22 protein-coding genes are annotated in these 26,418 nt (G+C 44.3%); 8 read left to right on the forward strand and 14 right to left on the reverse strand.

Annotated features, from left to right (window positions below):
• The first annotated feature begins 79 nt into the window (after window positions 1-79).
• The 6 genes from argS to mutL all read left to right on the forward strand — a co-directional run bounded on the left by argS (window position 80) and on the right by mutL (window position 7,557).
• On the forward strand, window positions 80-1,750 hold the full coding sequence (gene argS / locus K245_RS0103810) for an arginine--tRNA ligase (RefSeq protein ID WP_035276418.1): 1,671 nt from the start codon (window positions 80-82) through the stop codon (window positions 1,748-1,750).
• A gap of 6 nt (window positions 1,751-1,756) precedes the next feature.
• Window positions 1,757-3,076, forward strand: coding sequence for an SPOR domain-containing protein (locus tag K245_RS0103815; RefSeq protein WP_027358237.1), 1,320 nt, complete (start codon window positions 1,757-1,759; stop codon window positions 3,074-3,076).
• A 3-nt stretch (window positions 3,077-3,079) separates the two neighbouring features.
• Window positions 3,080-3,367 carry an Asp-tRNA(Asn)/Glu-tRNA(Gln) amidotransferase subunit GatC gene (gene gatC / locus K245_RS0103820; RefSeq protein WP_027358238.1) on the forward strand — a complete coding sequence of 96 codons (288 nt, stop codon included), beginning with the start codon at window positions 3,080-3,082 and terminating at the stop codon, window positions 3,365-3,367.
• 11 nt (window positions 3,368-3,378) lie between these two features.
• Entirely contained in the window at window positions 3,379-4,854 is a 1,476-nt protein-coding gene (gene gatA / locus K245_RS0103825) for an Asp-tRNA(Asn)/Glu-tRNA(Gln) amidotransferase subunit GatA (RefSeq protein WP_027358239.1), read from the forward strand.
• 275 nt (window positions 4,855-5,129) lie between these two features.
• Window positions 5,130-5,324 (forward strand): hypothetical protein, encoded by a 195-nt coding sequence (locus tag K245_RS22980; protein WP_035276419.1) that lies wholly within the window; start codon window positions 5,130-5,132, stop codon window positions 5,322-5,324.
• Window positions 5,325-5,346: 22 nt separating this feature from the next.
• Window positions 5,347-7,557 carry a DNA mismatch repair endonuclease MutL gene (gene mutL, locus K245_RS0103835; RefSeq protein WP_027358240.1) on the forward strand — a complete coding sequence of 737 codons (2,211 nt, stop codon included), beginning with the start codon at window positions 5,347-5,349 and terminating at the stop codon, window positions 7,555-7,557.
• A gap of 16 nt (window positions 7,558-7,573) precedes the next feature.
• On the opposite strand, the gene K245_RS0103840 is transcribed toward mutL, so the two are convergent.
• Window positions 7,574-7,918: a PilZ domain-containing protein gene (locus K245_RS0103840; protein WP_027358241.1), complete on the reverse strand. Its 345-nt coding sequence runs from the start codon at window positions 7,916-7,918 to the stop codon at window positions 7,574-7,576.
• A gap of 195 nt (window positions 7,919-8,113) precedes the next feature.
• On the opposite strand from K245_RS0103840, the gene K245_RS0103845 reads away from it, so the two are divergent.
• Window positions 8,114-8,695: a manganese efflux pump MntP gene (locus K245_RS0103845; protein ID WP_027358242.1), complete on the forward strand. Its 582-nt coding sequence runs from the start codon at window positions 8,114-8,116 to the stop codon at window positions 8,693-8,695.
• A gap of 15 nt (window positions 8,696-8,710) precedes the next feature.
• Here the strand turns inward: K245_RS0103845 and K245_RS0103850 are convergent, their stop codons facing one another.
• From K245_RS0103850 to K245_RS0103885, 8 genes are all read right to left on the reverse strand, one after another.
• Complete coding sequence (locus K245_RS0103850) at window positions 8,711-9,775, reverse strand: protein-glutamate methylesterase/protein-glutamine glutaminase (protein WP_027358243.1); 1,065 nt, start codon at window positions 9,773-9,775, stop codon at window positions 8,711-8,713.
• A gap of 8 nt (window positions 9,776-9,783) precedes the next feature.
• A complete protein-coding gene (locus K245_RS0103855) occupies window positions 9,784-10,644 on the reverse strand; it encodes a CheR family methyltransferase (protein WP_027358244.1) in 861 nt (286 codons plus the stop codon).
• A gap of 93 nt (window positions 10,645-10,737) precedes the next feature.
• Complete coding sequence (locus K245_RS0103860) at window positions 10,738-11,310, reverse strand: chemotaxis protein CheD (RefSeq protein WP_035276420.1); 573 nt, start codon at window positions 11,308-11,310, stop codon at window positions 10,738-10,740.
• A 1-nt stretch (window position 11,311) separates the two neighbouring features.
• The gene (locus K245_RS0103865) at window positions 11,312-11,824 is read right to left on the reverse strand and encodes a chemotaxis protein CheW (RefSeq protein ID WP_027358246.1); all 513 of its coding nucleotides are present in this window, start codon (window positions 11,822-11,824) and stop codon (window positions 11,312-11,314) included.
• Between the two features lie 32 nt (window positions 11,825-11,856).
• Entirely contained in the window at window positions 11,857-13,944 is a 2,088-nt protein-coding gene (locus K245_RS0103870) for a chemotaxis protein CheA (protein WP_027358247.1), read from the reverse strand.
• An 18-nt stretch (window positions 13,945-13,962) separates the two neighbouring features.
• Window positions 13,963-14,328 (reverse strand): response regulator, encoded by a 366-nt coding sequence (locus K245_RS0103875; protein ID WP_027358248.1) that lies wholly within the window; start codon window positions 14,326-14,328, stop codon window positions 13,963-13,965.
• Window positions 14,329-14,637, reverse strand: a complete 309-nt coding sequence (locus K245_RS0103880; protein WP_198013822.1) for an STAS domain-containing protein — start codon at window positions 14,635-14,637, stop codon at window positions 14,329-14,331. It lies immediately after the preceding gene.
• 92 nt (window positions 14,638-14,729) lie between these two features.
• Window positions 14,730-16,730, reverse strand: coding sequence for a hypothetical protein (locus K245_RS0103885; RefSeq protein ID WP_156906690.1), 2,001 nt, complete (start codon window positions 16,728-16,730; stop codon window positions 14,730-14,732).
• A 104-nt stretch (window positions 16,731-16,834) separates the two neighbouring features.
• Here K245_RS0103885 and K245_RS28000 point away from each other — a divergent pair, with 104 nt between their 5' ends.
• The gene (locus K245_RS28000) at window positions 16,835-17,020 is read left to right on the forward strand and encodes a hypothetical protein (protein WP_027358252.1); all 186 of its coding nucleotides are present in this window, start codon (window positions 16,835-16,837) and stop codon (window positions 17,018-17,020) included.
• 143 nt (window positions 17,021-17,163) lie between these two features.
• Here the strand turns inward: K245_RS28000 and K245_RS22985 are convergent, their stop codons facing one another.
• The 5 genes from K245_RS22985 to K245_RS0103920 all read right to left on the reverse strand — a co-directional run bounded on the left by K245_RS22985 (window position 17,164) and on the right by K245_RS0103920 (window position 25,967).
• Window positions 17,164-18,957, reverse strand: coding sequence for a PAS domain-containing hybrid sensor histidine kinase/response regulator (locus K245_RS22985; RefSeq protein ID WP_051283846.1), 1,794 nt, complete (start codon window positions 18,955-18,957; stop codon window positions 17,164-17,166).
• A gap of 282 nt (window positions 18,958-19,239) precedes the next feature.
• On the reverse strand, window positions 19,240-20,013 hold the full coding sequence (gene budA / locus K245_RS0103905; RefSeq protein ID WP_035276421.1) for an acetolactate decarboxylase: 774 nt from the start codon (window positions 20,011-20,013) through the stop codon (window positions 19,240-19,242).
• Window positions 20,010-21,182 (reverse strand): multidrug effflux MFS transporter, encoded by a 1,173-nt coding sequence (locus tag K245_RS0103910; protein ID WP_027358254.1) that lies wholly within the window; start codon window positions 21,180-21,182, stop codon window positions 20,010-20,012. Before K245_RS0103910 ends, budA begins: the two co-directional genes overlap by 4 nt.
• 283 nt (window positions 21,183-21,465) lie before the next feature.
• Window positions 21,466-24,585, reverse strand: coding sequence for a type I restriction endonuclease subunit R (locus K245_RS0103915; RefSeq protein ID WP_027358255.1), 3,120 nt, complete (start codon window positions 24,583-24,585; stop codon window positions 21,466-21,468).
• Complete coding sequence (locus tag K245_RS0103920) at window positions 24,582-25,967, reverse strand: restriction endonuclease subunit S (RefSeq protein WP_027358256.1); 1,386 nt, start codon at window positions 25,965-25,967, stop codon at window positions 24,582-24,584. Before K245_RS0103920 ends, K245_RS0103915 begins: the two co-directional genes overlap by 4 nt.
• Window positions 25,968-26,418: the final 451 nt, after the last annotated feature.

Here is a 26,418-nt window from a genome sequence, read left to right on the forward strand (position 1 = left end):
ACTTGACCGCTAAAATTCTTTATTCAAGATAGCGCATTCGAAGTTATTGAAATATCCTGATAAAGAGGTGGCATTTTATATGATTCTTGAAGTTCTACGCAGTACTGTTTCTGAGGCCCTTAAAAAGGCGAACGCAGACGGAAGCCTTACAATTGATATAGCGGGCATGCCAGAGATTATGCTTGAAGAGCCGAAGATTGAGGCTCATGGTGATTTTTCCACAAATCTTGCAATGACAATGGCAAAATCCCAGAAAATGCCGCCGAGAAAGGTTGCTGAAATACTTCTCCCTTTAATCGATACTGAAAAAAGTATTATTGAAAAGGTTGAGATAGCAGGTCCGGGTTTCATCAATTTCTATCTTAAAAAAGATGCCTGGCTGCCTGTACTCGATGAAGTTCTGAAAGACGGTAAGGATTATGGTCGGGTGTTTTTCGGAAAAGGACAGAAAGTCCAGGTTGAATTCGTAAGCGCAAATCCCACAGGGCCGCTTCATGTAGGTCATGGAAGAGGAGCAGCCGTTGGTGATGCTGTTGCTGACCTTCTTTCATTCTGCGGATACGACGTGGTCAAGGAATACTATATAAATGATTCAGGCCGTCAGATAAGTACCCTTGGCGGTTCAGTATATTTAAGGTTCAAAGAGCTTCATGGCGAGAAAATAGAGTTCCCTGAAGATTATTACCAGGGCGATTATATCATTGACCTTGCAAAGGAACTTGACGGGATTCGCGGGGCCGAGATTCTGTCCCTGCCTGAAGCAGATGGACGGCTTATCTGTGCAAGATATGCCGCTGACCAGATAATGGAAGGCATAAAAGATGATCTCAATGCTTTTGGCGTAAATCACAATAAATGGTACAGTGAGCAGAGTCTCTATGATTCTGGCAAAGTTGAAAAAGCCATAGAAGATCTTAAAGCGCGGGGCGTTATCTATGAAAACGACGGCGCATGGTGGTTCAGAACAACTGATTACGGCGATGAAAAAGACAGGGTTGTTGTAAGAAGTAATGGGGATACCACATATTTTGCCTCTGACATTGCCTATCATATGGAAAAATATGAGCGCGGTTTTGACAGGGTAATAGATGTCTGGGGCGCGGATCACCACGGTTATATTCCGAGGATGAACGCATGCATCCAGGCTTCAGGGAATTCAAAAGACAAATTCAATGTCATCCTTGTCCAGCTTGTCGCTCTTTTAAGGGCTGGCGAGCCAGTTGCCATGTCCACAAGAACCGGGGAATTCGTTACCTTGAAGGAAGTAGTGGACGAGACAGGAAAGGATGCCGCGCGTTTCATGTTCCTCATGCGTCATTATGACAGCCACCTTGACTTTGACCTTGAGCTGGCCAAGAAAAAAACAAATGAAAATCCTGTTTATTATGTGCAGTATGTCCATGCCAGAATAGCGAGCATACTTAAGAAGGCATTAGATGAAGGCAGGGCAGCATGCGTTTCATCTGATGCGTCGGGTCTTATTGAAACCGAAGAAGAAATGAGAATGATAAAGGCTATGGCAAGGTATTCCCAGATTGTGGGTCTTGCCGGCAAGAATCTGGAGCCTCACAGAATCACTTTTTATCTTATGGATCTGGCCGGTCTTTTCCATGCTTTTTATAACAAGCACAAGGTTCTGACCGAAGATGCCTCGGTTGCATCGGCAAGGCTTCTTCTCATTTCAGCAGTTCAGACTGTAATACGAAACGGGCTGAGCCTTCTTGGAATATCTGCTCCGGAACATATGTGATAAGATATGACCATTGAGTTTGATAGAAAAGAAGGAACTGAACCTGAATTTCCGGGTAAGAAGAAAAAGACGGTTACACTTGAGCGAAGAGTGATCTTTGGCTGGTGGATTTTTCTTACTTCTGTGGCTGCGTGGATGTTTTATCTTGGAATACTCGTGGGCAGGGAAAGCGCTCCCGTGTATTTTGATTCTCACCAGCTTGATTTCGATCTCATGGCCATGGTTAGCTCCGCCGTAAATCCTGAAAGTACGGATGTTGTTTTGCCTGAAACAACCGAATCCCAGGAGCTGGAGTTTTTTGAGGCTTTGAAGGATAATAAGGGCGGAAGTAAAAAAATTGAAGAACTGGCGTCTCTTCAGTCAAAAGCCAAGCTGGCTGCGCTTGAGCCTGAAAGGCTTCCTTCAACTTCAAAAGCGGCAAATAAGGATTCTGATAAAGAGGAAGGTGTTTCAAAGACTCCGGCTGATTCATCTGATAATGGCAATGCTTCAAAGTCCAAAAGCATTTCGCCTGTAAAACCGGGTGAAAAAACGGTTGCTTCTGCCAAAGAAGTGAAAGCAGCGCAGGAAAAAACTGACAAGAAGACTGATGTAAAAAAGCCGGAAGATAAAAAGACTGACGATAAAAAAACAGTTGAAATAAAGACAGGCGATAAAAAACATACTGAAATTAAGACTGATGCCTCAAAAACAGATACTAAGAAGCCTGAAAAAGAAAAAACGCCTGGCTCAGTGAAAAAAGACTCGAAGCCTGCGGTTGATACGGCAAGAAATACCCAGCAAAAACAGGATACAAAGGCTGCCTCTGCTTCTGACAAAACAAAGGATTCTAAAAAGCAGACAGATGTAAAAACTATTATGCAGGACATTGCAGCAAAAAAAGCTGAAAAGCCTACAGACTCAGTTGCTGTAACGACTTTGGATCAGTTGAAGAATCAGACAATAGCTAAAGAGCAGCCTCAGAAAATTGTCGAGCCGGTGAAGCAGGAAAAACCAAAGGAAGCAACTGCTACCAAAGCAGGGGCTGTTAAAACAGAAAATAAAACTGCCGACAAGCAGACCGTGAATAAAGAGCAGTCAAAGCCGGTCAAGTACTCGATACAGGCCGGGGCATACACAACCCAGAATGATGCCGACGCATACGCCAAAAAACTATCCGGTGCCGGATACAGCACTTCCGTTGTTAAAGGCAAGGGTAGTGATGGCAAAGAATGGTACAGAATCCGGGTGGGTACATACGGCGACAAGCAAAAGGCTGTGAAAATGGCTGAAACCATCAAGGGCGCCGGATTTCCGGCCATGGTCATTAACGTTCCTCAGGAATAAAGCATGAAGATTACAAAAGAACAGGTAGTGCAGGTTGCCCATCTTGCCCGTCTTGAAGTGGATGAGGCAGATATGGAAAGAATAGCCGAGCAGATTGATAAGATTCTTGAATATATTGACACGCTCGCTAAGGCTGACACAGAAGGCGTTGAGCCTTCGTTCCAGGGTATAGATCATGATACGGCTTTCAGGGAAGATGTTCCTGTAGGTCATGTCGGTCAGGAAAATGCCACAGCCAACGCTCCTTCTTCGGAGGACGGATATTTCATTGTTCCAAAGGTTATAGGATAAGGAAGTCAGCCATGAAACTGCATGAACTGAAAATACATGAAGCACATGAGCTTCTTAAGAAAAAGGAAATTTCCTCAAGCGAGCTGACCCAGTCAGTTCTTGGAAGAATAAGAGAAATTGAGGAAAAAGTCGGCGCCTATATCACAGTTGACGAAGACTTTTCCATGGCCCAGGCCATTGCCGCTGACAAAGTAATTTCAGAAGGGAATATTAAAACCCTCACAGGGATTCCTTTGGGTATCAAGGATCTTATCTGCACAAAGGGAATGAAGACAACCTGCGGCTCGAAATTTCTCGATGATTTTGTTCCACCCTATGACGCCACAGTCATGGCAAAACTCTACTCAGACGGTGCTGTCGTTTCTGGAAAGCTCAATATGGATGAGTTTGCCATGGGGTCATCCACAGAGAATTCTGCGATGAAGCTGACAAGAAATCCCTGGGATCTTTCAAGAATTCCCGGAGGCTCCAGCGGCGGTTCTGCTGCGGCTGTCGCTGCTGACATGTGTCTGGGGTCTCTTGGCTCTGATACGGGCGGATCCATTCGTCAGCCAGCCTCGCATTGCGGAGTTGTGGGAATCAAGCCGACTTACGGAAGCGTTTCCCGTTACGGTCTTGTAGCATATGCGTCATCCCTTGACCAGATCGGCCCGATAACTAAGGATGTAAGGGATTCTGCAATCCTCATGAACGCGATCTGCGGTTTTGATGGGAAGGATTCAACCTCGGCAAGAAGGGAATTCCCTGATTTCGTATCAGCAATAAATAATGCGGGTGACAATCTCAAGGGCATCAGAATAGGGCTTCCTGAGGAATACAATAACGCCGAAGGCCTTGATCCTGACGTTGCCGAGTCAGTAAAAAAATCCATGAAAATAATGGAGTCTCTGGGCGCTGAATTTGTTCCTGTAAGTCTTCCAAATACAAAATACGCCGTTGCTGTCTATTATGTAATAGCTCCCTGTGAGGCAAGCTCCAATCTGGCCAGATACGATGGCGTAAGATACGGCAGAAGAGCGGAGGACACTGAAGGCGGAATCATCGGCATGTATAAGGCCACTCGTCTTAAAGGGCTTGGAGAAGAGGTTAAGAGAAGAATCATAATAGGAACATATGCCCTTTCCGAAGGCTATTATGACGCTTACTACGGCAAAGCTGCCCAGGTGAGGACTCTTATCAAGCAGGATTTCAATAAGGCTTTTGAAAAATGCGACATGATCCTTTCGCCTGTTGCTCCAACTCCTGCATTCAAGATTGGAGAAAAGACCGGTGATCCTCTGACCATGTATCTTTCGGATATTTTTACGCTTTCCACAAATCTTGCGGGTATTCCGGGAATCAGCGTGCCATGCGGATATTCCAAAGAAGGTCTGCCCATCGGTCTTCAGCTCCAGGCAGGATATTTCTGCGAGGAAAAACTTCTCAAGGCGGCTTATGTTTTTGAAAAAGCTGCGGCGCTTGAGAAACGAAAACCAGCTATAAAATAATAGTCTTGTATTGTTGATGGGCTCGCAAAAAGTCCGATTCCTGTCATTCCGGCGCAGGCCTGAATCCAGGACTAACTGAAAATACAAGGATGCCGGATTAACTCCGGCCCTTTTTGGGACTTTTTGCGACCTTGTCATTGTTAAATAGCCATAAAAAAGCCAATTCGTAGGTCGGATTAGAGCGTTCTTTGCTCGTAATCCGACATTGATCCGAATGCCGCCGGTGCGTGGAAATGTCCCTGCACCGGATTCAAATTTCCCCTTGGAGGTTCATTTTGTCAGCCAGAATATCAGATAAAATATTTCCTGAAGGTGAATTTTTAAGAAAGGCTGTAAAATGGATAAACTCCGAGCTTAAAGCAGGAAGTAAAAAATCCGTCAGCATTCTTGTGGATGAAGCTTGCCTGCGTTTTAATCTCTCCCCCTCAGATTCGCTTATCCTTGAAAAGTCTTTCAAAAATCCCGAATAGATCACTCATCAAGCAGGTTTGAATGTCAAGAGTCAGAGTCCTTCCTGATATAATAATAAATAAAATTGCCGCCGGAGAAGTGGTTGAAAGACCTGCGTCCATAGTCAAGGAACTTGTGGAGAACAGCCTTGACGCCGGAAGCACAAGGATTTTTGTTGATATTGAAGATGGCGGAAAAAGGCAGATAAAGATTTCTGACAACGGAGAAGGCATGGAATATGAAGATGCCCTTCTCGCCATTGAAAGACACGCCACAAGCAAGATCATATCAGACGCGGATCTTTTTTCCATAAACACCCTTGGTTTCAGGGGCGAGGCTCTTCCAAGCATAGCATCTATTTCAAGATTCAGCCTGGAGACAAAGACAAAGACTTCGCAATCAGGCGTTTCTATTCATATTAATGGTGGGAAAATTCTGAATGTCGAAGACTCAGGATGCGCTCCCGGCACAATCATCTCTGTCAAAGATATTTTTTTCAACACTCCGGCAAGACGCAAATTCCTCAAAACTTCACCTACTGAAATGGCCCATATTACGGAGATTCTGACATGTCTTGCTCTTCCCTGGCCATCTGTAAATTTCAGGCTTTCAGGAGACGGAAAAGTTGTTAAGAATCTTCCTGCGGTTGTTTCTCCTTTTGAAAGGGCTGTGGATGTTCTTGGCAGGGATCTAAGGGGCAAGATGCTCTATGTCGAGCGCGAGACTGAACACGTTACTCTTTCGGGCTGGATTTCGGAACCTGATGTGACAAGGGGATCAGGGCAGAAAATATATATTTTCGTAAATGGCCGATATGTAAAGGACAGGGGCATTATCCACGCCATGTGCGATGCCTATAAAGGAAGCCTGATGAAGGGACGGTTTCCGATGGCAGTTCTTTTCATGGATCTTCCGAATGGTACTGTTGACGTGAATGTGCATCCGACAAAGCAGGAAGTACGGTTTTCAAACCAGAGGGATATATATGGGGCAGTAAGGGCAGCATGCCATGATGCGCTCATGAAAAGAGAAGCAGCGCGAAATGTTCCCCAGAGACCGCAGGGCAGTCTGGCAATTTCCAACAGAGCTCCAAAACCGTATGAGCCTCCTATTTTCAGAAATACTGAATCCTATGCTAAGCCAGTAATCCCGGACATTACAGCTAAGAATGCTGACAGGGTATCTTCTGGCAAGCTGTCCCATGATAAGCTGTATAGTGATAAGCTGCCTGCTGATAAAAATGACTTGCCAGATAAAGAACGGCAATCTCTTTTCAAATCAGCGGAAAGCGCGTCAAAAGATATAAAAATACCAGATGTTCAGGAACTTAAGGCCTCTTTTGACAAGACTTCTTTTAAGGAAAATCTGCCCTGTGATAATGATTCTTTGTCAAAGCCTGTAGTTGAGCAAGAAGTCCAGAACCTTAAACAAGATCAGGATTTGAATCGAGATCTTAATTTGAGTCAAGACTTGAACGGACAGGGCAGCATCGATGAATATCGTGCAGAGCCAGAAGAGCAGGGATATGCCGAAGTTCTTGAATCCTTGGTGACAGATGACAAGGCCATATCCGCAGATTTATCTGAGAATATGGATCTGGAGACTCAGGAAGCCAATAAGGATGACTATAGATATGGAGAAAAAGCTTCTGAAGCACATTCCATATTCTCTTCCCTGAAAATAATTGGCCAGTTTAAAAAATCTTATATTTTATGTGATTCTGCTTCTGGCCTTGTGATCTTTGATCAGCACGCAGCACATGAACGCGTTGTTTATGAGAGATTCCAGCAGATGGCTTCAGGGAAGCTGCGTCCATCTGTCCAAAGGCTTCTTATGCCGGAGATTGTTGAATTTTCGCCCAAGGAGACCCTTGTGCTCATGGAAATTCTTCAGGAACTTTCAACATCCGGTATTGAAATTGAGCATTTCGGGGAGAATTCATTTGCTGTCAGGGCTGTGCCGTCTCTTCTGCCTGAAAACAGGATCAAGGATCTTCTCCAGGATATTATTGACAGACTTATAGAGTTCAGCGGGAAAAAGCCGGATCATGAAGAAATTTTCGGAGAGTGTTTTGCGGTGATGGCCTGCCACGCTGCCATAAGAAGCGGCCACGAACTTGCTGCTTCTGACATGAAAAATCTTCTTAATGATCTTTCATTGTGTGGGAATCCATTTCATTGTCCCCATGGAAGACCTGTCTATATGGTTTTGTCCGGGGACGAGATGGAGAAAAAATTCGGCAGAAAAGGGTGATCGGTTCCGCTTAGATTTAGGCGGCGAAAAGTTTGCCGGAAGGATTGCCGTATTGGCCGTAAATGGCAAAAAGAGCCCACCATTCAAGGTCATTATCAAATTTCACGGCCATTCCTTTGTCATCTATTCTTGATACAGCCCCCTTGGTATGGAGAATTATATGGCTGTGCCTGGCATTCAGTACAATTTCCACATCGCATGGCGTTTGAGGCCCTAAAAAATCAGGGATTTCTATGTAGATTCCTCCCATGCCGATATTTTTCGAGGTGCCCTCGGATATGAATGTCTCATCCAGGGATTTGACATTTACCCTGGTCTCGAAAACCACCCTGTTTCTCTGTCTTCTTTCATCTATGATCATATTTGCCTCCACATCTGTACGCATTTTTTTTCTATACCATGAACCAGGAAATATGTGTAAGCAATTTTAAGCTTTTAAAACGCTGTTTTATGAACGTTAATTGTATTGACCGGGCCATATTTTAAAGTTAATAGCAAGGATTTCGGCAGTGCCAATCAGGCATATGCCATCACGGATTCTTATTCTGGAGGGAAAATGGGTTTAGCAGAATTGATGGCAATAGCCGTTGCCCTTGCCATGGACGCATTCTCCGTAGCTATCGCATCGGGCGCGTCAATGAAGTCTGTCAGTCTCAGGCAGACATTCAGACTCGCCTGGCATTTCGGGCTTTTTCAGGCATTGATGCCTGTTATCGGATGGCTGGCCGGAAAGAGCATAGTTCGATACGTTTCGGAATTTGATCACTGGGTGGCTTTTGTTCTGCTTCTTTTTGTCGGACTCAATATGATAAGAAATTCCTTTTCAGGAGGGGATGACGAAGAAGCGGAACGTAAGGACCCCACAAAGGGCGGAACCCTTATAATACTCTCTGTCGCAACAAGTATAGACGCGCTTGCCGTGGGTTTCAGCATTTCAATGGCAGGCGTTGATATAATGATGCCGGCAGCTGTTATAGGCATTGTGGCCCTTGTTTTTACGGCAGGAGGCCTTCACCTTGGCAGAAAAATAGGCCAGATTCCAAAGTTAGGGGCTTTCTCCGAAGTTTTCGGAGGGCTTGCGCTTATTGGTATTGGGATCAGAATTCTCTATGAGCACGGCATCAGGCTGCCTTTTTGAATTATTTACCGCTCATCATGAACAAAGATTTATGACTGCGTTCGGGATGGCGTTAAGTGGCAGAATCCTGTCCACGCCGCCCTTTTTTATGGCTTCGTTCGGCATTCCAAATACTATGCATGAAGCCTCGTCCTGGGCGATATTGTAAGCTCCTGCCTGTTTCATCTCAAGCATTCCCTGGGCGCCGTCATCGCCCATGCCGGTCATTATGACTCCAACCGCGTTGGCTCCCGCATATCTTGCGGTTGATCTGAAAAGAACATCCACAGACGGTCTGTGGCGGCTCACAAGCGGCCCTTCCTTTATTTCGACATAATACCTTGCCCCGCTTCTTTTCAGGAGTGTGTGCTTGTTGCCGGGAGCTATGAGTGCTCTTCCCCTGAGAACGGTGTCTCCGTTTTCAGCTTCCTTGACTTCTATCCTGCACGTTGAATTGAGTCTCCTTGCAAAGGCTGCCGTGAAATTCTCAGGCATATGCTGAACTATGACGATTCCAGGGCAGTCAACAGGAAACGCTTCGAGGAAAACCTTGAGCGCCTCAGTACCGCCTGTTGAGGCCCCCACCGCAACTATTCTCTCCGTTGTCTGGGCCATTGCCCATGTAGACGGCTTTGGAATTATCACATCAGCGGAAAGCTTTTTTTCGATTTTCCTGACTTGTCCGATCGCTTTGGGACGCACGACAGAAGCTGCTTTTACCGCATCGCATATGGCTATGGATGATTCCAGCAGAAACTGTTTTGTGCCGAGTTTGGGCTTCTGGATTATTTCAACAGCTCCGTATTCAAGGGCCTTGAGTGTGGTTTCGCATCCTTTTTCAGTGAGGCTTGAGCACATGACCACGGGGATTGGGTGCTGGGACATTATTTTATGCAGAAAAGTAATGCCGTCCATGCGCGGCATTTCCACATCAAGGGTTATTACATCAGGGACTTCCAGTCTGATTTTGTCAGCTGCCGCAAAAGGATCCGGCGCTGTTCCCATGACCTCTATTGCAGGATCAGATTCAAGGATTGATTTCAGGGTTTCCCTTACAATGGCTGAATCATCAACTATAAGAACGCGGATTTTTTTCGGCATAGGATTACCTAATATTCCTCTTTTCTGTAAACTGTGGATCCCATATGTACGAGCGGGACAGATAAACCGTTAAGATTCTCGGAATGCCCTGTAAAAAGATATCCGCCCGGAATAAGACAGCGGCAGAGCCTGTTTATTACCTTTTCCTGGACAGCCCTCTCGAAATAAATGAGTACGTTTCTGCAGAAGATAACATCCAGAGGCCCGTCGCTGTCATACTTTTCGTCCATGAAATTAACCCTCTTGAAATATACCTGGCTTCTGAGTGCGGGAATTATTCTGACTGTATTCTCGTATTTCCCTTTTCCCCTGAGAAGATATTTTTTACGCAGATTGGCATCTATAACTTCGACCCTTTCGTGGTCGTATATGGCAAGTTCCGCCTTTTTAAGGACATCCGTGCTTATGTCCGTCCCAAGTATTGAAAACGAGAATCCCTTATGAACAGCGGCAAACTCGTTAAGGCACATGGCAAGGGTGTAAGGTTCTTCGCCTGTTGAACACGGAGCGCTCCAGATCCTGAATTTTTTTTTGAATCCTGCTCCGTTTCTGTTTATGAGCTCGGGGATGATTCTTTTTGTCAGAATATCGAAATGATTGGGCTCCCTTAAAAAATCGGTTTTGTTTGTGGTTACGGAATCTATGAAAATGAACAGCTCTTCTGACCGGCCTTTTTCTGTTTTTAGATATTCGATATACCCTGCGAATGATGACAGACCAAGGATTCTGATTCGCTTAAGCAGTCTTGACAGCAGCATGCTTTTTTTTGCCGGAGGCATCTTTATTCCCGTCTCAGAGTTCACTATGGAACTGAGTTCAAGGAATTCCTTGTCCGTCATTTTAAGATTCTGGATATTATTGGCTGACATTTATTCTCCTGGCTTTGATTTATCTGAATTTTGGGCCAGCACAGAGACACGCTATCACCAAGCCGCACAGGAAAGATTCAAAAAAAACAAATATCAGAAAATAATAATTTCCTCTGTCTTTCCTGCCTCCTTCAATATCTGCTCCTGCTTTCTCTGCTCTTCTGTCATGATATTTTTTATGGCTGCCGGTATTATCTTTTTTATGAAAACGACTCCTGTGTCAGTATGAAACAGAACTTTTCTCCCTGCATCACCGCCAAGACTGCAACTCGCGAGCCTGAGCCCTTCCTGTTCAAGAAATTCGATAACAAACTCTGAATTTCTGATTCCGATGTGATCCTTGGAATTCATGGCGGACAGTGTGCATGCCCCTCCGAAAGCCTTGGCAATTATTATTTTTCTTTCTGCTCCGAGCTTCATCATCCTATTTATGAGTAGTTCCATGGCATTGATTCCGTATCTGGCCGAAAAATCGAAGTCATTCCAGTTGGCTGTTCCTGGCAAGAGTATGTGGTTCATTCCCCCGATTTTTTTGACAGGTTCAAAAAGGCATACTGCGACGCACGATCCCACCACTGTTGATATTATTTCAGGACGGCCCGATGCGTGGTATTCCCCTATATGTATGGAGACATGTCTTTTTGATTCGTGTATATACCTTCTCATTTTAATCTGTCATGCCTGTCTCTTCTCTTTGTTTTTCAAGGTTGTTTGCTATTGCTATTTCTTCGGACGAAAAAACTTTGTCAATGTCGAGTATTATGACGAAGTCCTCGCCTAACTTTCCCATACCTTTGATGAAATCGGTCTTTAGTCTTGTTCCGATTCTAGGTGGAGGCAGAATCATATCTGAATCTATATCGCATACTTCTTCCACGGAATCTGCAATGACTCCGAGAATTGTGGGATCTCCGTCTATCATTACCTCCACTATGATGATTCTGGTATGAACGGTCTTTACCGTTTCCGGCATGCCCATCTTGAGCCTAAGGTCAATAACAGGAACAACTCCTCCCCTCAGATTTATCACGCCTCGCATGAAATCAGGAGTCCTCGGAACCTTTGTTATTGTGGTAAAGTCCAGCACCTCTTTGACCTGGGTTATGTCCAGGCTGAATTTTTCCTCGTCCAGATGAAAGGTCAGATACTGTTTTGTCTCGATTTGTATTTTCTCGGCCATGCTAAATTTTCTCCGCCTTTTTGTGATCTTTTCTAATGATGACTGTTCACCATATTCATTTCCATGGTAAATGCCATCTGTGAAAGCTGGTTGACATCCAGCATGAGAGCAATGGTTCCATCGCCAAGAATTGTTGCTCCTGACACTCCTTCGACGTCCCTGTATACCCTGCCAAGCGATTTGATGACTGTCTGGTGCTGGCCTATCACCCTGTCAACCACAAAGCCGATTCTTGAGCCGTCCACTTCAGCAATGGCTATCTGGGAAATATCCGGGTGAGCGGAATTTATGCCGAAGAATTCACGCAGGGAAATATAAGGCACGAGTTCTCCCCTTAAAGTTGCCATATGGCGGCCATGGGCCTTGTTTATCGTGTCTGATGTAAGCTCTATGCATTCCTCCACAACAGAGAGGGGAAGAACAAAGCTTGTTGTTCCTATCTCGACAAGCAGACCGTCTATTATCGCAAGTGTCAGTGGCAGTTTGAGGGTAATTGTTGTGCCCCCTCCTTTTACGCTTTCTATTTCTATGGTTCCCCTAAGCGCCTCTATGCTTTTTTTGACAACGTCCATACCAACGCCCCGGCCGGAGACATCTGTGATTTCCTTGGCAGTCGAGAATCCGGGATTGAAAATGAGGGAGAATATCTCTTTTTCAGGCAGGTCTGCGTCACGGTCAATGAGTCCTTTTTCTATTCCTTTTTTCTTTATGGCTTCGGCATCCAGGCCTGCTCCGTCATCTTTTATCTTGATAAGGACATTTGTTCCTCTGTGTTCGGCGCTCAGCTTGACGGTCCCATGGGCAGGTTTCCCCGTGCTTTTTCTGATATCAGCCTGTTCTATACCGTGGTCTATGCTGTTGCGGATTATGTGTACAAGGGGATCGCTCAGGCGTTCTATAACTGTCTTGTCAAGTTCCGTGTCTCCGCCTTCGGTGATCATTTCAATGGATTTTCCAAGCTCGTCGGACAGATCCCTGACAAGCCGCTTGAATTTGCTGAAAGTCGTTCCAATGGGCAGCATTCTGATTCCCATGGCATTGTCCCTGAGGTCCGCGGTCAGGCGTTCCACCTCCTCAGCTATCATGACAAGCTCGGAATCATTCTGGACAGACGCTTTCTGGGTGAGTCTGGCCTGAACAGTAACAAGTTCGCCAACAAGATCCACAAGCTTGTCGAGTTTGTCTGCAGCCACCCTTATGCTCGAGGCCGCGACTGTTTCCTGCCTCTTTTTGCGTATATCCCTTATGTATTCCTGTTCTACGAGTGCAGACTCGACAGCTTCTGGTTCAGCCTGTCTTGACGCCACAATCAGTTCACCTATTTTTACTTTTTCGCCAAGGATCTGATTGAGGCCGTCAGAAGAAATCTCGCCCCTGCCGACCAGAATCTGGCCAAGGGGACGATATTCAACATCATCTTCTATGTCTTCGCTGTCTATTTCCTCTATGCTTATATCACTGCCGTCCTCAACAAAAATGAATACATCCCTGATTTCATTAACGCCGTTTTTTGTTGTCAGAAGTATGTCCCAGCCCATCTGGCAGGTTATGGGGTCAAGATTTTCAAGAATTGGGATTCTGTCAGGTCTTGCAGTTATTCTGCATCTGCCCAGCTCTTTCAGCTCATCCATGAGAAACAGGGGATTGCCGCCTGTGGCAAGGATCTGGGGATTGGGATAAAAACGGATTCTGTATGTGGCTTCCCTGGTTTTTTCTTCCTTTATTATTTCGGCGGGCTTTTCTTCATGGGAAGATGGCTTTTGCATTATCTCCCTGAAGCCTGAAAGGATATGCTCTGATCTGCCTTTGTCTATGGTTTCGCCTTCGACCATTTTACGGATCTGGTCACAGGCCTGGAGAGTAAGGTTGATGATTTGTTTTGTGACATGGATTTCTCCCGCCCTGACAAGGTCAAAAAACGTTTCCACATCATGGGTGAATTCGGCAATGTCATCAAAGCCGAACATTGCACCTGAACCCTTTATGGTGTGCATTGCCCGGAAAACCCGGCCTATGAGTTCCATGTCATCAGGTGTTTCCTCAAGCTCGAGAAGCGAAGCCTCGAGTTCTGTCAGAAGTTCATTCGCCTCTTCCTGATATGCCGCCTTGTGAATGTCCATTTTTCTCTCCCGTTTTTATTATCCTATGACCTTTTTCACCACCGCAATAAGCTGCTCAGGATTAAATGGCTTTACTATCCATCCTGTGGCTCCTGCTTCCTTGCCGGCCATTTTTTTGTCGGCCTGGGATTCGGTTGTGAGCATGATGATTGGAACGAATTTATATTCAGGAATTGCCCTTACCCGGCGTATCAGTTCGATTCCGTCCAGATTAGGCATGTTCAGGTCAGTGATGAGCATGTTGACGGCACAGCTTTTAATTTTCAGAAGAGCATCCTTTCCGTCAACAGCTTCGATTATGTCATATCCAGCCTGTTTAAGGGTAAAATTGATCATCTGCCGTACACTGTTGGAGTCGTCGGCCGTAAGAATCACCTTGGCCATTTATACCTCCTTTTCATCATGCTTTATGAGCTTCTCAATGGACAGGCATGCATTGTCCAGGGTCTGGAGGATTGATTCAGGGATGTTTGTGAAAGTCAGTTTTTTGCGGAGTCTGGCGGCTGATTTGCCTGCCGAATAAAGCAGCTGAATTGCCGTGAGGTCGCAGTCTGAAACCGAGCCAAGATCAATGTAGAGCTCGTCTCCTTTTTCAAATCCTGACAAAAGCTCGTTTTTGAACGCCTCTGCCTCATAAATGCTTAGGACTCCGCTTATTTTAAGGAGTGTTTTATCGTTTTCGGTTTCTGTCATGAACGCCATATGGTCTCCTTATTTTTTCCATTTAATGTGACGAAACGGCCAGCCTGTTCCTGAAAGGGCTATGGCCTGAACGTCAACTGCAATCAGAAAAGTTCGACATTATTGCCAAAATCATCATCCTTGTTTTTTTGACCTGGTTTTTCAGACTCTTCGGCCGCATTGGAATCAATGACTTCTTTTTTCAGGATTTCTTCTCCATTTTCACTGACAGTTCCCGCATCGTTACTGTCAGTCGTATCAAACAGCTCTATATTGTCCCACAGCTCGACAGGCGCTTCGGCTGCCATAACCGCTTTTGTTTTTGAGGCCAGCATCTTTTCATGAACTTCTCTCTGCTGTTGCATTGTGTAAGTTTCTGCGAGACTGTCCGCAGATTCCGCCATATATGAACCCTGATTTTGAGTCCATGGCTCAAGGGCTACCAGATCATTCTCTATTCCCGATTTTATTTTTCCGAAATCTTTGGCAAGAATTTTAATGAAATCAAGATCTTTAACTGTTTCTGATATTGTCGAGCCTAATTCAGAGGCCTTTATTTTTGCGGCCGATTTTTTCCGCTCAAACAGATCATAGGTTTCCGCAAGCATTCTGGTTGTTTTTTCCAGATACACATAGGATTCATCATCTTTCAGATCCATTGAATTCAGTTTTTCGATCTGTTTGTTCGTATCCGAGATTATGACGTTTACCTCAGAGACTATTTCATTGATCTGGTTTGAAAGTCCCACAAGGATCTGGGCCAGTTCTTCGAGTGTTCTTCCCTCTGCTCCGAGATGGGCCGCCTTGATGATGGCGTTCAGGGCTATCAGATGGGTGTCTGTGTTTACCCTGTCCACTGTTTTCATATATTCAGAAAGTCTTGATGCCGTAGATCCTGCCTTGGCCGTGACTTCTTTAAGTATGTCCGCGATTGCCCTTGATCTTTTCATGAGCAAGGCCAGCTCTGAAAAAGACTGTTTCAGGCGCCGGAAAGGATCCCTATCCTTTGAGGCTGCATCTTCTTCTGTCTGGAGGTCGTTTATGAGGTTTTCTATGTTTGATTTTATTTCCGCAAACGCATTCCCGCATTTATGAAATACTTCTTCAACTTCCTCTGACATCGCTGCAAGCTGTGCATGCTGAAGATTGATTATTGCGTAAGCAGCCCCGATTCTCTCATTTTTTGCCTCTGATCCGGCGCCGGCTGAGATGGCTTCCCTGACCCTTGATTCCGCTTCGTTCAGAGAGCTGCTCATATGCTCTATCCTCTGGCGCATGCTGTCGTGAAACTGCATCTGCATAACGATTTCGCCGGTCTGTCTGGAGATCTTTCCCGAATTATACGTGGCCTTTTCCATGATGTTTCTTGAAAGTACCATCAGGTTTTCTATGTCATTTACAGCTTCTTTTACTGTGGATGAGGCATCCTCAGCCATTTCTCCAAATTCGGCAAGGCCGGATTCAATGCTTTTTGTGGCTGTCTGCTGGGCTTTTCTGGCATTTTCCGCATCTTCTCTTATGGCCGAGATTATCTCGATGATTTTTTCGGAAAGTGGTCTCATTTCTTCTGAAATGAACCCGAACATTTCGTTCGCAGCCGGTGATCTTCTGCTTTCAATTTTTATATTAAGTCCAACAGATCTGAAAAAACCCGCAGCTTTCTCAAATGAGTCACACAATCTGAAAAGCTTGTTCAAATTTCCTGAAATGGCTGCCATATCCGCTGATTTTTCGTGCACAAGATTTCTGTATGCATCAAGATCTTTCAGTGCTTTATCCGCAATCTCACCCGCGCTGTTTATGCCCCCGTTGCCGTCTTCTTTGCCTATCTGTTCTGCTGCCTCATTAATCAGGCACAGGAGATCCGATATGTTTTTATGAAAACTGAAAAGACCGCTTCCGAGCCGAGTGAAATTGTTTTCTGATTTTTTGCTCCTTGAAACAAGGCCTGCGCCTGATTTATTTATATTTTCAATTACTTCGTACATTGCTTTATTGGAAGGAACCATGGCTGGCTTATGGCTGAAAAAGGCAGACAGTCTTCCCCCTGTTTTTATGATTAGATTCCTGATTGAATTTATTAATCTGGGAGTCGGATTCTTCAAGAAAAGCCTCTTGATGTCTGTTTATGGTCTTGGGGAACCCTGGAATAAAGCGGCCGCCCAAAGAGTCATTTGGATAAAGCCTGGATTAGAATTGGAATTATTAAATGGAATTACTGATCAGTAAAACTGGACAAGGTATCAAAAAGTCCGATTACAGTCATTCCGGAGCAGGACGGAATCCAGAAACAGCTGAAATTATAAAGATGCCGGATCAAGTCCTGCATGACGACAAGGCCATTTTTAGACTTTTTGCGATTCCATCTAACTTGAATAATGTTCGGATTTTATGATGTATGCTGAAAATTAAGACAAAAACAATGTCTTGTTTTTTTATAGCGTTTCCTCAAGATAAGATCAATCAATTTAACCCACGTCAAAACAGGCCTCAATGATACTGATCTTGTATTCAGCTGCATCAAATAAAGATCCTACATTATCTCGGATGAAGAATTGAATTCAGGACTGTGGGGTAGAATATTTCCATTGATATGGGTTTTGAAATATAGTCATCCATCCCGGCCAAAAGACATTTTTCCCTGTCTCCCCTCATGGCGTGGGCAGTTAAGGCGATGATAGGGGTATTTTGGTTTTCCCCGGACTTCCTGATAATTTTTGTGGCCTCGATTCCCGATACCACAGGCATCTGAACATCCATGATGATAAGATCAAATGTCAGGGTTGAAAGATGATCAAGTGCTTCCTGGCCATTTTTTGCACATACAGGGAAAATGTCTATTTTTGAAAGCATTTTTTCACATAGCTCCCTGTTTACGGGGTGATCTTCTGCAAGCAGGACTTTCAGTTCTTTTTTCCCTTTTGAGGCCAGATGGTCATGGACATGCTTTTTGTAAAGTTCCAGATCCAGTCCGTTTTGCCCGGTTTTTTCATGAGAGCGGCCTGATAATGATTCAAGGCCAGGTTGTGAATACGGTAATGTTATGGTGAAGGTAAATAAGGAGCCTTTGCCTTTTTCGCTTTCTACTTCAATTTTTCCGTTCATCAGGGATGCGAGCTGTCTTGATATGGCAAGTCCCAGACCTGTGCCACCATATTTTCTTGTCATTGAACCGTCAATCTGGCTGAAAGCCTTGAAAAGACGGTCTATTTTGTCTTTGTCCATTCCTATGCCAGCGTCTTTTATCATGAAGCTTACGCAAGCTTCATGTTCATTTTTCCAGGAACATTCCAGCTCTATCTGAACATCCCTGTTTTCAGAAAATTTAACGGCATTGTCAGCGAGGTTCATTACAATCTGCTTTATTCTCAGTGCATCGCCCATAAGAAGACCTGGAAAAGATTCTGATTTATCGAATATGATGTTTATTCCCTTTTCCAGGGCTCTTGGAGTCAATGTGTCAATTATCTCTTCGATTATTTTTTCAGGCTTGAATAAATCAGGGTAGATTATCAGCTGACGGGCCTCTATCTTTGAAAAATCCAGAATGTCGTTTAAAAGATCAAGCAGATTTTCACCGCACGAGTTTATAAGATTCAGGTAATGCATCTGCTCGTCTGACAGTTCTGTATCCATGAGAATTTTTGTCATTCCCATAACTCCGTTCATGGGAGTTCTTATCTCATGGCTCATATTTGCAAGAAAAAGGCTTTTTGCCTGGCTTGCAGCTTCAGCTGCTTTTTTTGCCATTTCAAGGGCCTGTTCAGCGAGTTTTCTTGGTGTTATATCCCTTGTGACTCCTCTGAAGCCTGTCGGAGTGCCATTATGGTTTTTCATGAGTGTAATGGAGGTTTCGAGGAACCTTGGATTCCCGTCCTTATGGATGATTTCGTAAGCGACTCCCCGCATGGGTTCGCCGTTTTTATAAACTTTGTTGAATGCCTCGTAGAGGTTTTTAGCGTTTTCAGGAGTCATATAGGCCCTGTTATTCATGGCTAACATTTCTTCTGCGCTATAACCAAGGACTTTGGTTATTCCCTGATTGACAAACAAGGTTTTCCCTGAAAGATCCACCTCGTAATATCCGTCTTCGATCTCATTCAGGATTTCCTGATGCTTTTTAAGTATATGGGATTGATTTACTACCCGTCTGTACCATAAAAGCGAAGCTATTGACCCTCCTGCGGAAATCCCAAGAATAAAGTCCAGGTTTGGCGTGTTTTTGATGTTCAGGATATTGGTGAATTCAGGGCGCAGGAATAGCATCCCTGCAAATGCGGCGAGGGCTGCGAGAAGAAAAGCTATGACATTTTTTTTAATCTTGTGCTTCATTTAGATAGTATTTGTGCCGAGATGATTACGCTTAAGGCATTTTGAGCGGCAAGTGTCTTATGTCGAACTTTATCGATACTAACAGCATTTCATCCTGTTTGGTATAAAAAAGTCTTTTTTTTGTTGGCTATCTTCTTATTAAATCAAGATTTATAATGTAGATCGGATTAGAGCGTTCTTTGCTCGTAATCCGACATAAATCTTCGCTATTTCAACAGTATTGCATTCTGTATAGTCCCCGGAGTTATTGCGTTTTATGATGAAAGTGAATCACCATGGCGGTCATTTTTCAATTTTCTGAAGATCAGCGTTTCTGTTTTTTGTGAGATCAGTTCCGCCGAACACATCATCATCTTTTGGAAGAACCATATAGAAACCATTGCATATGTCTATTTTGCATTCGGCATTTTTTGTTTCAAAGGAAAGTATGTGACCGCCTTTTGTCCTGTCTTTTGAAAGAAAATGAAGATGATATCCTGGGACATTTAACCCTTTGACAAAAGGCGGACATCTGAATCCGACGATTGTTCCACTTATATTCCTCATTTTGAATCTCGGCTGATTTTTTGTTATTTCAGAAAGAGGGGAGTAGGGCTTTCTCTGGGCAGGGACGCTTCTTGTTTCCATAAAACTGAAGTCACCATCAATTCTTATGGCGCAAAACAGGTTTTTGTTTGGAGAGGCCATATCTATGATGTCTTCCATGGCTTTAAAATCAGTTTTATTTTCAATTGTTACGGTTTTTTCAGGCTTGAAATCGCAAATGGAGGCAAAAGGGCTTCCCGTATTCAAATCAGGAGAATAAACATTCCCGTCAGCCTTGATCTGGTAAATTTTCCCGTCAAGCACGACCATTTCTCCATCAAGCCCCTGAAAAGTTCCGAGACCGAAATCCCCGTTTTGGAGAAGTTCTCCGCACGACATATGACCGTCATAATTGCCGGCAATAAGAGAATCAATTGTGGAAATCTGCATTATTGTGTCAGGCCTTGATATTGAACAGCCTGAGAAGATAATGCACAGAATGGAAAGATAAATAAATGTTGTTTTTTTCATAATGAGCTCACCTTTTTATTTGCTGAAATTCTTTGAAGTGTAATCCACATCCCCAGCATCAAACATCCTGCAACAAGGCTTACCACCCCTATTGTCCTGATCTTGTTTTCCCAGTCCAGGGATATCATCCACATTGAAATGGCGCCGAATATGAAATATGAAAAAATCATGATGGATGATGCGGCTCCGGCGTTTTTGTCCACCTGCTCAAGAACGAGATTGTTGCTTGGTGGACGGCTCAGGCCTATGGAAAAAGTCAAAAGAGCCATTGGCAGGGCAAGGCTGTATGGGCCATGTCCGGCAAAAAGCAGCATCCATAAACCTCCTGTCAGGATTCCGATAAATCCGGCTGTCATAAGATGTTTTGATGACATTACCCTTAGAAGTCTTGAGCATGAAAACGAACCCGCCATGAAGGCCAGCGCGTTTGCTCCGAAGAAGTATCCGAAGGTCTGTTCTGTAAGTCCGAGCCTTGTGATGTATATGTCCGCAGAACCGCCAATGAACGCAAAAAGCGGAAACGCTGCTATGGCGACCATTATGGCGTAACCCATGAACTTCACATTCTTGAAAAGATATATGTAACCTGAGGCAAGTTCAGATACCTTTACTTTAATTGGATTTTTAAGGGTTTCTTCCATTTTGTAAACCCCGGCGAGTGAAATTGCCCCGAGAATCGCCTGGGACACAAAAATCCACGGCCATGAAAACCATTTTAAGAGCCATCCACCTAAAACAGGGGCGAGCATTGGCGCAAGCGATACTATCACGGCGATCACTGCCAGAATCTGTTCCCTTTCTTTTCCAGTAAAAAGATCCTTACTGATCGCCATGGCAAGGGTCGCTGCAGCTGCAGCTCCTGCTGCCTGGATTATTCTTGAAACAATAAGGCTTTCCGCGTTTGGAGAAAGAGCGCAGAGAATGCATGCCAGAATATATAAACCTATTCCAGCCATGAGCGGCGGTCTTCTTCCGTATCTGTCGGAGACAGGCCCGTAAACCAGAAGCGAAATGCAGTAGGCTATGAAAAAGCAGACAAGCGTCAGATTAATGACTGACAATGGCTGGTTCCACTGCTTCTGAAGAGTTGGTATTGCAGGGAGGTACATGTCTGTCGCAAGTGGTGGAAATGCGGTCAGAAGGGCTAACAAAGGGAGCTTTTTGTTCATGGTATACAACTTTATTTTAAAATGGGCCTTTGGGGCAAATTAACAAAAGCCCGATTAAATCGGATCTAATCAGACCCAATCGGGCTTTGTTTTTTTAACTTCAGAGAATCACATACTTATAAATATAGCGCTTTTCAATGCTTTTTAAATTTGACAAGGTCGCAATAAGTCAGATTGCCGTCATTCCGGCGCAGGCCGGAATCCAGAAGCGGCTAAAATTACAAAGATGCCGAATCAAGTCCGGCATGACGCTTAAGCCATTTTTAGACTTTTTGCGAGACCATCAAGCCTGGCTGAAATTCCTTAAATCCTCATAAAGATTGGCGTGCATTAATAGAATATTTTTAAGATCTATCCTTATCTTTTCAGAATCAATGGCCTGTTTACTCATGACACTGTGGGCCGCGAAAGCGTCTATTATGGCGTTCATTATCTCGCCTGCAAGATCAGGAGAGTTTGAAAACTGTTCCTTTGTGTTGTTCAAGGCCTGCTGCCTCAGAATTTCAGATTCAAGCAGCTTGCCTTTTAGCGCATGGTTCACATAAACAAGCCTGTCATTATCCGTGAGATCGCCTTCAAAAAGCTCATTCAGCTTTGAAATAAGCTCTTCAAGAAATACTCTCTGCTTTTCATTTACTGCGCCTGTTCCAGCTTCTGCCACAGGATAGAGCTTCGGATTTTCTCCGTTTGCGCCAAGCGGAACATCCTGTCTGCCCTTGTTTTTCAGGTTATGATGGGTGAGAACAAGCTTTGAAAGGTCTATGGAATCCCTTTCCCTGCCAAATGCCAGAAGCGGAAGAAGTCTCTTGTAAAACATATGACGTTTTTCAATCGCAGTGTTTCCATAGTCGAAAATCTGGGAAAGAAAGGAATATATTCTCTGATAGGTTCCAATGTCTTTTTTGAAAAGAAGCAGGGCATTAATCTCGTTCTGGGCGTCTGTTTCAGCCTGACTGTCTTTTCTGGCTTTCGCGTTTTTAAGATCCTCCACGGCATTCTTGTATTTCTGCAAAAGCCTCTGGCTGACCGGCTCTATGGCAGCAACAAGATCGCTTTGTCTGGATTTTTCGTTAAGCTCGACATTAACAACCCTGTCTATCTCAAAATCATCATAATAACCGGCTGAATCAAGCTTCATGCGCAGATCATAGACAAGATTCGGGTCTGAAACTCCTGAAAGCTCGGCAGTGGTGTAATATGTTTTAAATGCCTCAAGAACATCTTCAGGCTCATTCACAAAATCGACTATGAAAGTTGTGTCCTTGCCCGGATATGAACGGTTCAGGCGGGAAAGTGTCTGTACCGCCTGAATTCCCGAAAGCTTTTTGTCCACATACATTCCGCATAAAAGGGGCTGATCGAATCCTGTCTGGAATTTGTTTGCCACAAGGAGAATCTGGTATTCGTCCGTATTGAATGCCTCTCTTATGTCCCTGCCTTTGAGACCGGAATTCATGGCAGAGGATGTTTCAGTAAATGGATCTTCCCCGGAATCCTTATCAATCACCTCGCCGGAAAAGGCCACAAGGGTTCCCATTTTTAAGCCCTGTTCCCTGATGTATTTGTCCATGGCAAGTTTCCAGCGCACGGCCTCGATTCTGCTTGCCACAACAACCATTGCCTTTCCTTTTCCTTCAAGAAGAGGAGAAACATTTTCCAGAAAATGCTCGACAACAACCTGAACCTTTTGGGAAATATTATAAGGATGAAGCTTTACCCAGCGCATTATGCCTTTCATGGCCTCGCTGCGCTCAACCTCTTTTTCTGACAGCTCCTTTCCTGAACTTGCAAGCTTGAAAGCAAGTTTATATGGCGTGTAATTTTTCAGAACATCCAGAATGAAACCTTCTTCTATGGCCTGACGCATGGAATAGACATGAAATGGCTCCGGAAGATTATCAGGCCCGGCAGGAAGCCCTGGTTTCGGCCTTGTTCCGAAAAGCTCTATTGTCTTTGCTTTCGGGGTCGCAGTGAATGCGACGTATGTGATTCCGCTCTCTGATGCCCTTGCCGTCATCTGTGCGGCAAGAATATCTTCGGTTCCTATTTCTCCGCCGTCCGAGAGTTCTTTCAGTTCTTCCGCGTTCAGCACAGCCTTTAGTTTTGCGGCAGCGTCTCCGGTCTGGGAAGAATGAGCCTCGTCAGCAATTACTGCAAAGCGTTTGTTTTGAGTGGCCGAGAGTTCCTGAACAGCTTTTAAAGCAAAAGGAAAGGTCTGAATTGTGCAGACAACAATCTTTTTTCCGCCTGATAATGCCTTGGCAAGCTCTCCGCTCTTGCTTGTGCCTTCGCCTTTTATTGTGGCAACAACTCCGGTGGTTCTCTCAAAATCAAAAATTGCTTCCTGAAGCTGGGTGTCGAGGACTGTTCTGTCTGAAACCACAAGAACAGTATCAAAAAGCTTTTCATGGTTTGAATCATGAAGATCAGCCAGAAAATGGGCAGTCCAGGCAATGGAGTTTGTTTTTCCAGATCCTGCCGAATGCTGGATAAGATATTTCTGGCCAGGGCCGTCTTCAAGAACCTTGGCGAGCATTTTTCTTGTCGCGTCGAGCTGGTGAAAGCGGGGGAATATGATCTTTTTAATCTGCTTTTTTTTGTCTTTCTGGCTGACAATATACCTGCCTATTATCTCGAGAAAGCTTTCCCTTTCCCATATTTCCTCCCAGAGATAGGCCGTTCTGTGGCCTTTTTCGTTTAAAGGATTTCCGGCAGCTCCGCCATCTCCCTTGTTGAATGGAAGAAAAAACGTCGAAGCTCCTTGAAGATGGGTTGTCATGCGGACTTCCATGTTACTGACCGCAAAATGAACAAGTGCGCCATTCGGAAAGGAAAGAACAGGTTCAGAAGTTTGCTGGCCCTTTGGTTTGGGATGCCTGTCAAATCTGTACTGGTCAACGGCATCTTCGACGGACTGGGTGAAATCTGTCTTAAGCTCGCATGTGGCGACAGCGATTCCATTAACGAAAAGAACAAGGTCTATGCAGTTTTCATTGAAAAGGGAATATCGTAACTGACGGACAATTCTCAGCCTGTTTGCTGAATATTTGGAAAGGATATCAGGATTCATGGCAAGGGCTGGCTTGAACTGGCTCATGGAAATGGGAGATCTCAAGCCTATCATTTCAAAGCCGTGCCTGATTATTTCAAGCGTTCCGCGCTGGTTTATGGAATCCCTTAAACGGCTTAAAACAGCATCAGCCGCGTTTGTTCCGTGACTTTTTTCGAGCGCTTCCCAGGATTTTGGCTGGGTTGACCTTATCCATTCGATGACATCAGGCGGGAAAAGGGCGGTTTTTCTGTCATAAAGCTTTGCGTCGTCCTTTGAATAGATCCAGCCTTTGGATAAAAGTGACCCGCAGATCTCGTCCTCGAAACTGATTTCCTTGTGCAGACTGCTCATGCTGCCACCACGCTTTCTGAATCAGGGACAAAACCCCGGACGTCGATCTTGCCTGTGACTGCTGCCGAGATGAGGGCTGTTCTGCGCTCCTGGAGGAGGGTTATGGCTTTTTGGGCTTCGGAGATGAGGGTGTCGAGTTTGGAGGTTTCTTTGTCAAGAAAAGCAGCAATAGCTTGTTGCTCGGAGATACTTGGAGTTACAAACTTAAATTTTTTAATAATTTCAATAGTAAAACGAGGCATTGCCCCACCCACAAGACTATTCAATATAAAAGTTTTAAAAGATCTTGAATTTAGATGGTATGCTAAATATCTGGAATCAAAACAATCAGGATTCGGACGAAGCATTGCGACACTGGAAAGTAATGAAAATGGAGTATCTATAGTATTTATTGTGGCTATTCCTGCTGTTGCTCCATCCTTGATGTACAAAACGTCCCCTTTACAAACTGGACATCGTTTGTAAATTTCATCATGATCATCTTTACTAATATAAGATACATCTGAAAGATCTATGCCCCATTCCTTAATATTTTTTGCAGTAATGTAAAGATAATCTCCGCAGACATCACTTGCAGGGCTAAAGTGGGTGCCATCTTGAAGTTTATCAAGAATATAAATGGATTTTTTCACACTCCAATGCTCCGGCACATCGCCCAGCCATTCGATTCCTGAATCCTTCATCTTTGCATCAGGATTCAGACCTTTGGTGACTGCATGGGAGATAACAGCCTGACGCTTTTCCTTTAAAAGTTCTATCAGCTTCTGCTGTTCCGCAATCAGATTATCTATTTTGGCGGTTTCAGAATGCAGAAAATTTGCAATGAAATTTTGTTCAGACAATGTAGGTGATATTATTTCTATATTACCAAGCATAGATCTACTTATTCTGTCTCTTGTTCCTCCTCTTGCAACAACCTCAATAAAAGAAAGGTAAGACGTAGTTGAAAGCATAAATACAATATAATGAGGATCAAAATCTGGAGAAACCTTCACAATGCAATTATCAACGGAAGTAATCATTTTTACTCCAAGAGATGGAGCTAAGCATGCACGCCCTGCTAGAATTGTACGAGATGACTGCAATCTGCATATCAGTACGTCATTTGGATTAACTTCTGTGCATGATAATTTTTGAAAAGTTTCTTCTGATACATATCTAAAGCCTTGTTCTTCATAGACGCCAGTTCCAATATTGCCGCATTGTATTAGCCTAACGCCCTCATTTGTTATATAAGGAGTCTCAATCCAATCCCCATCAATAAAAGATTTGGAATCAGGTTTTGCAATATGCTTAATACGAACTTTTTCCCAATGCTCCGGCACTTCCCCAAGCCATTCAACCCCGCTGTCCTTATATTTCTCGTACCTCGGAAAACTCATGCTTCGTCCTCGTCTGTCACATTCTGAAGATAAGATTCATGCGGATCTGTAGGTCGGATTAGAGCGTCCTTTGCTCGTAATCCGACATGAACCGCCTTTGCATGGATGGTGCGTCGGATTACGGACAAAAAGCGTCCTGATCCGACCTACGAAAACCTTATCTTTGTCAATGGTTCTGCCATAATAAAAAATGAAAGGCGCTTGTTTTAAAAAAATTTGCCAATAAACTCATCATGCCCAAGATGGGCATGTAGGGTGCGTGCCGTCCTTGCACTCACCATTGCCTGATAAAAACGGTGCGTGGAAAAGCGCCACGCACCCTACGTTTCGGATTCATGCCAAGGAGATGGTTAAGCTTTCTTTTTCATGAAAGTTCATCCTGAAAAAATCAAAAATCCCGAATTCAAAAACCTAAAATCCACGGCGTTTTTTCTCGTACCCCGGAAAACTC

Source organism: Desulforegula conservatrix Mb1Pa, from assembly GCF_000426225.1.
GTDB lineage: Bacteria > Desulfobacterota > Desulfobacteria > Desulfobacterales > Desulforegulaceae > Desulforegula > Desulforegula conservatrix.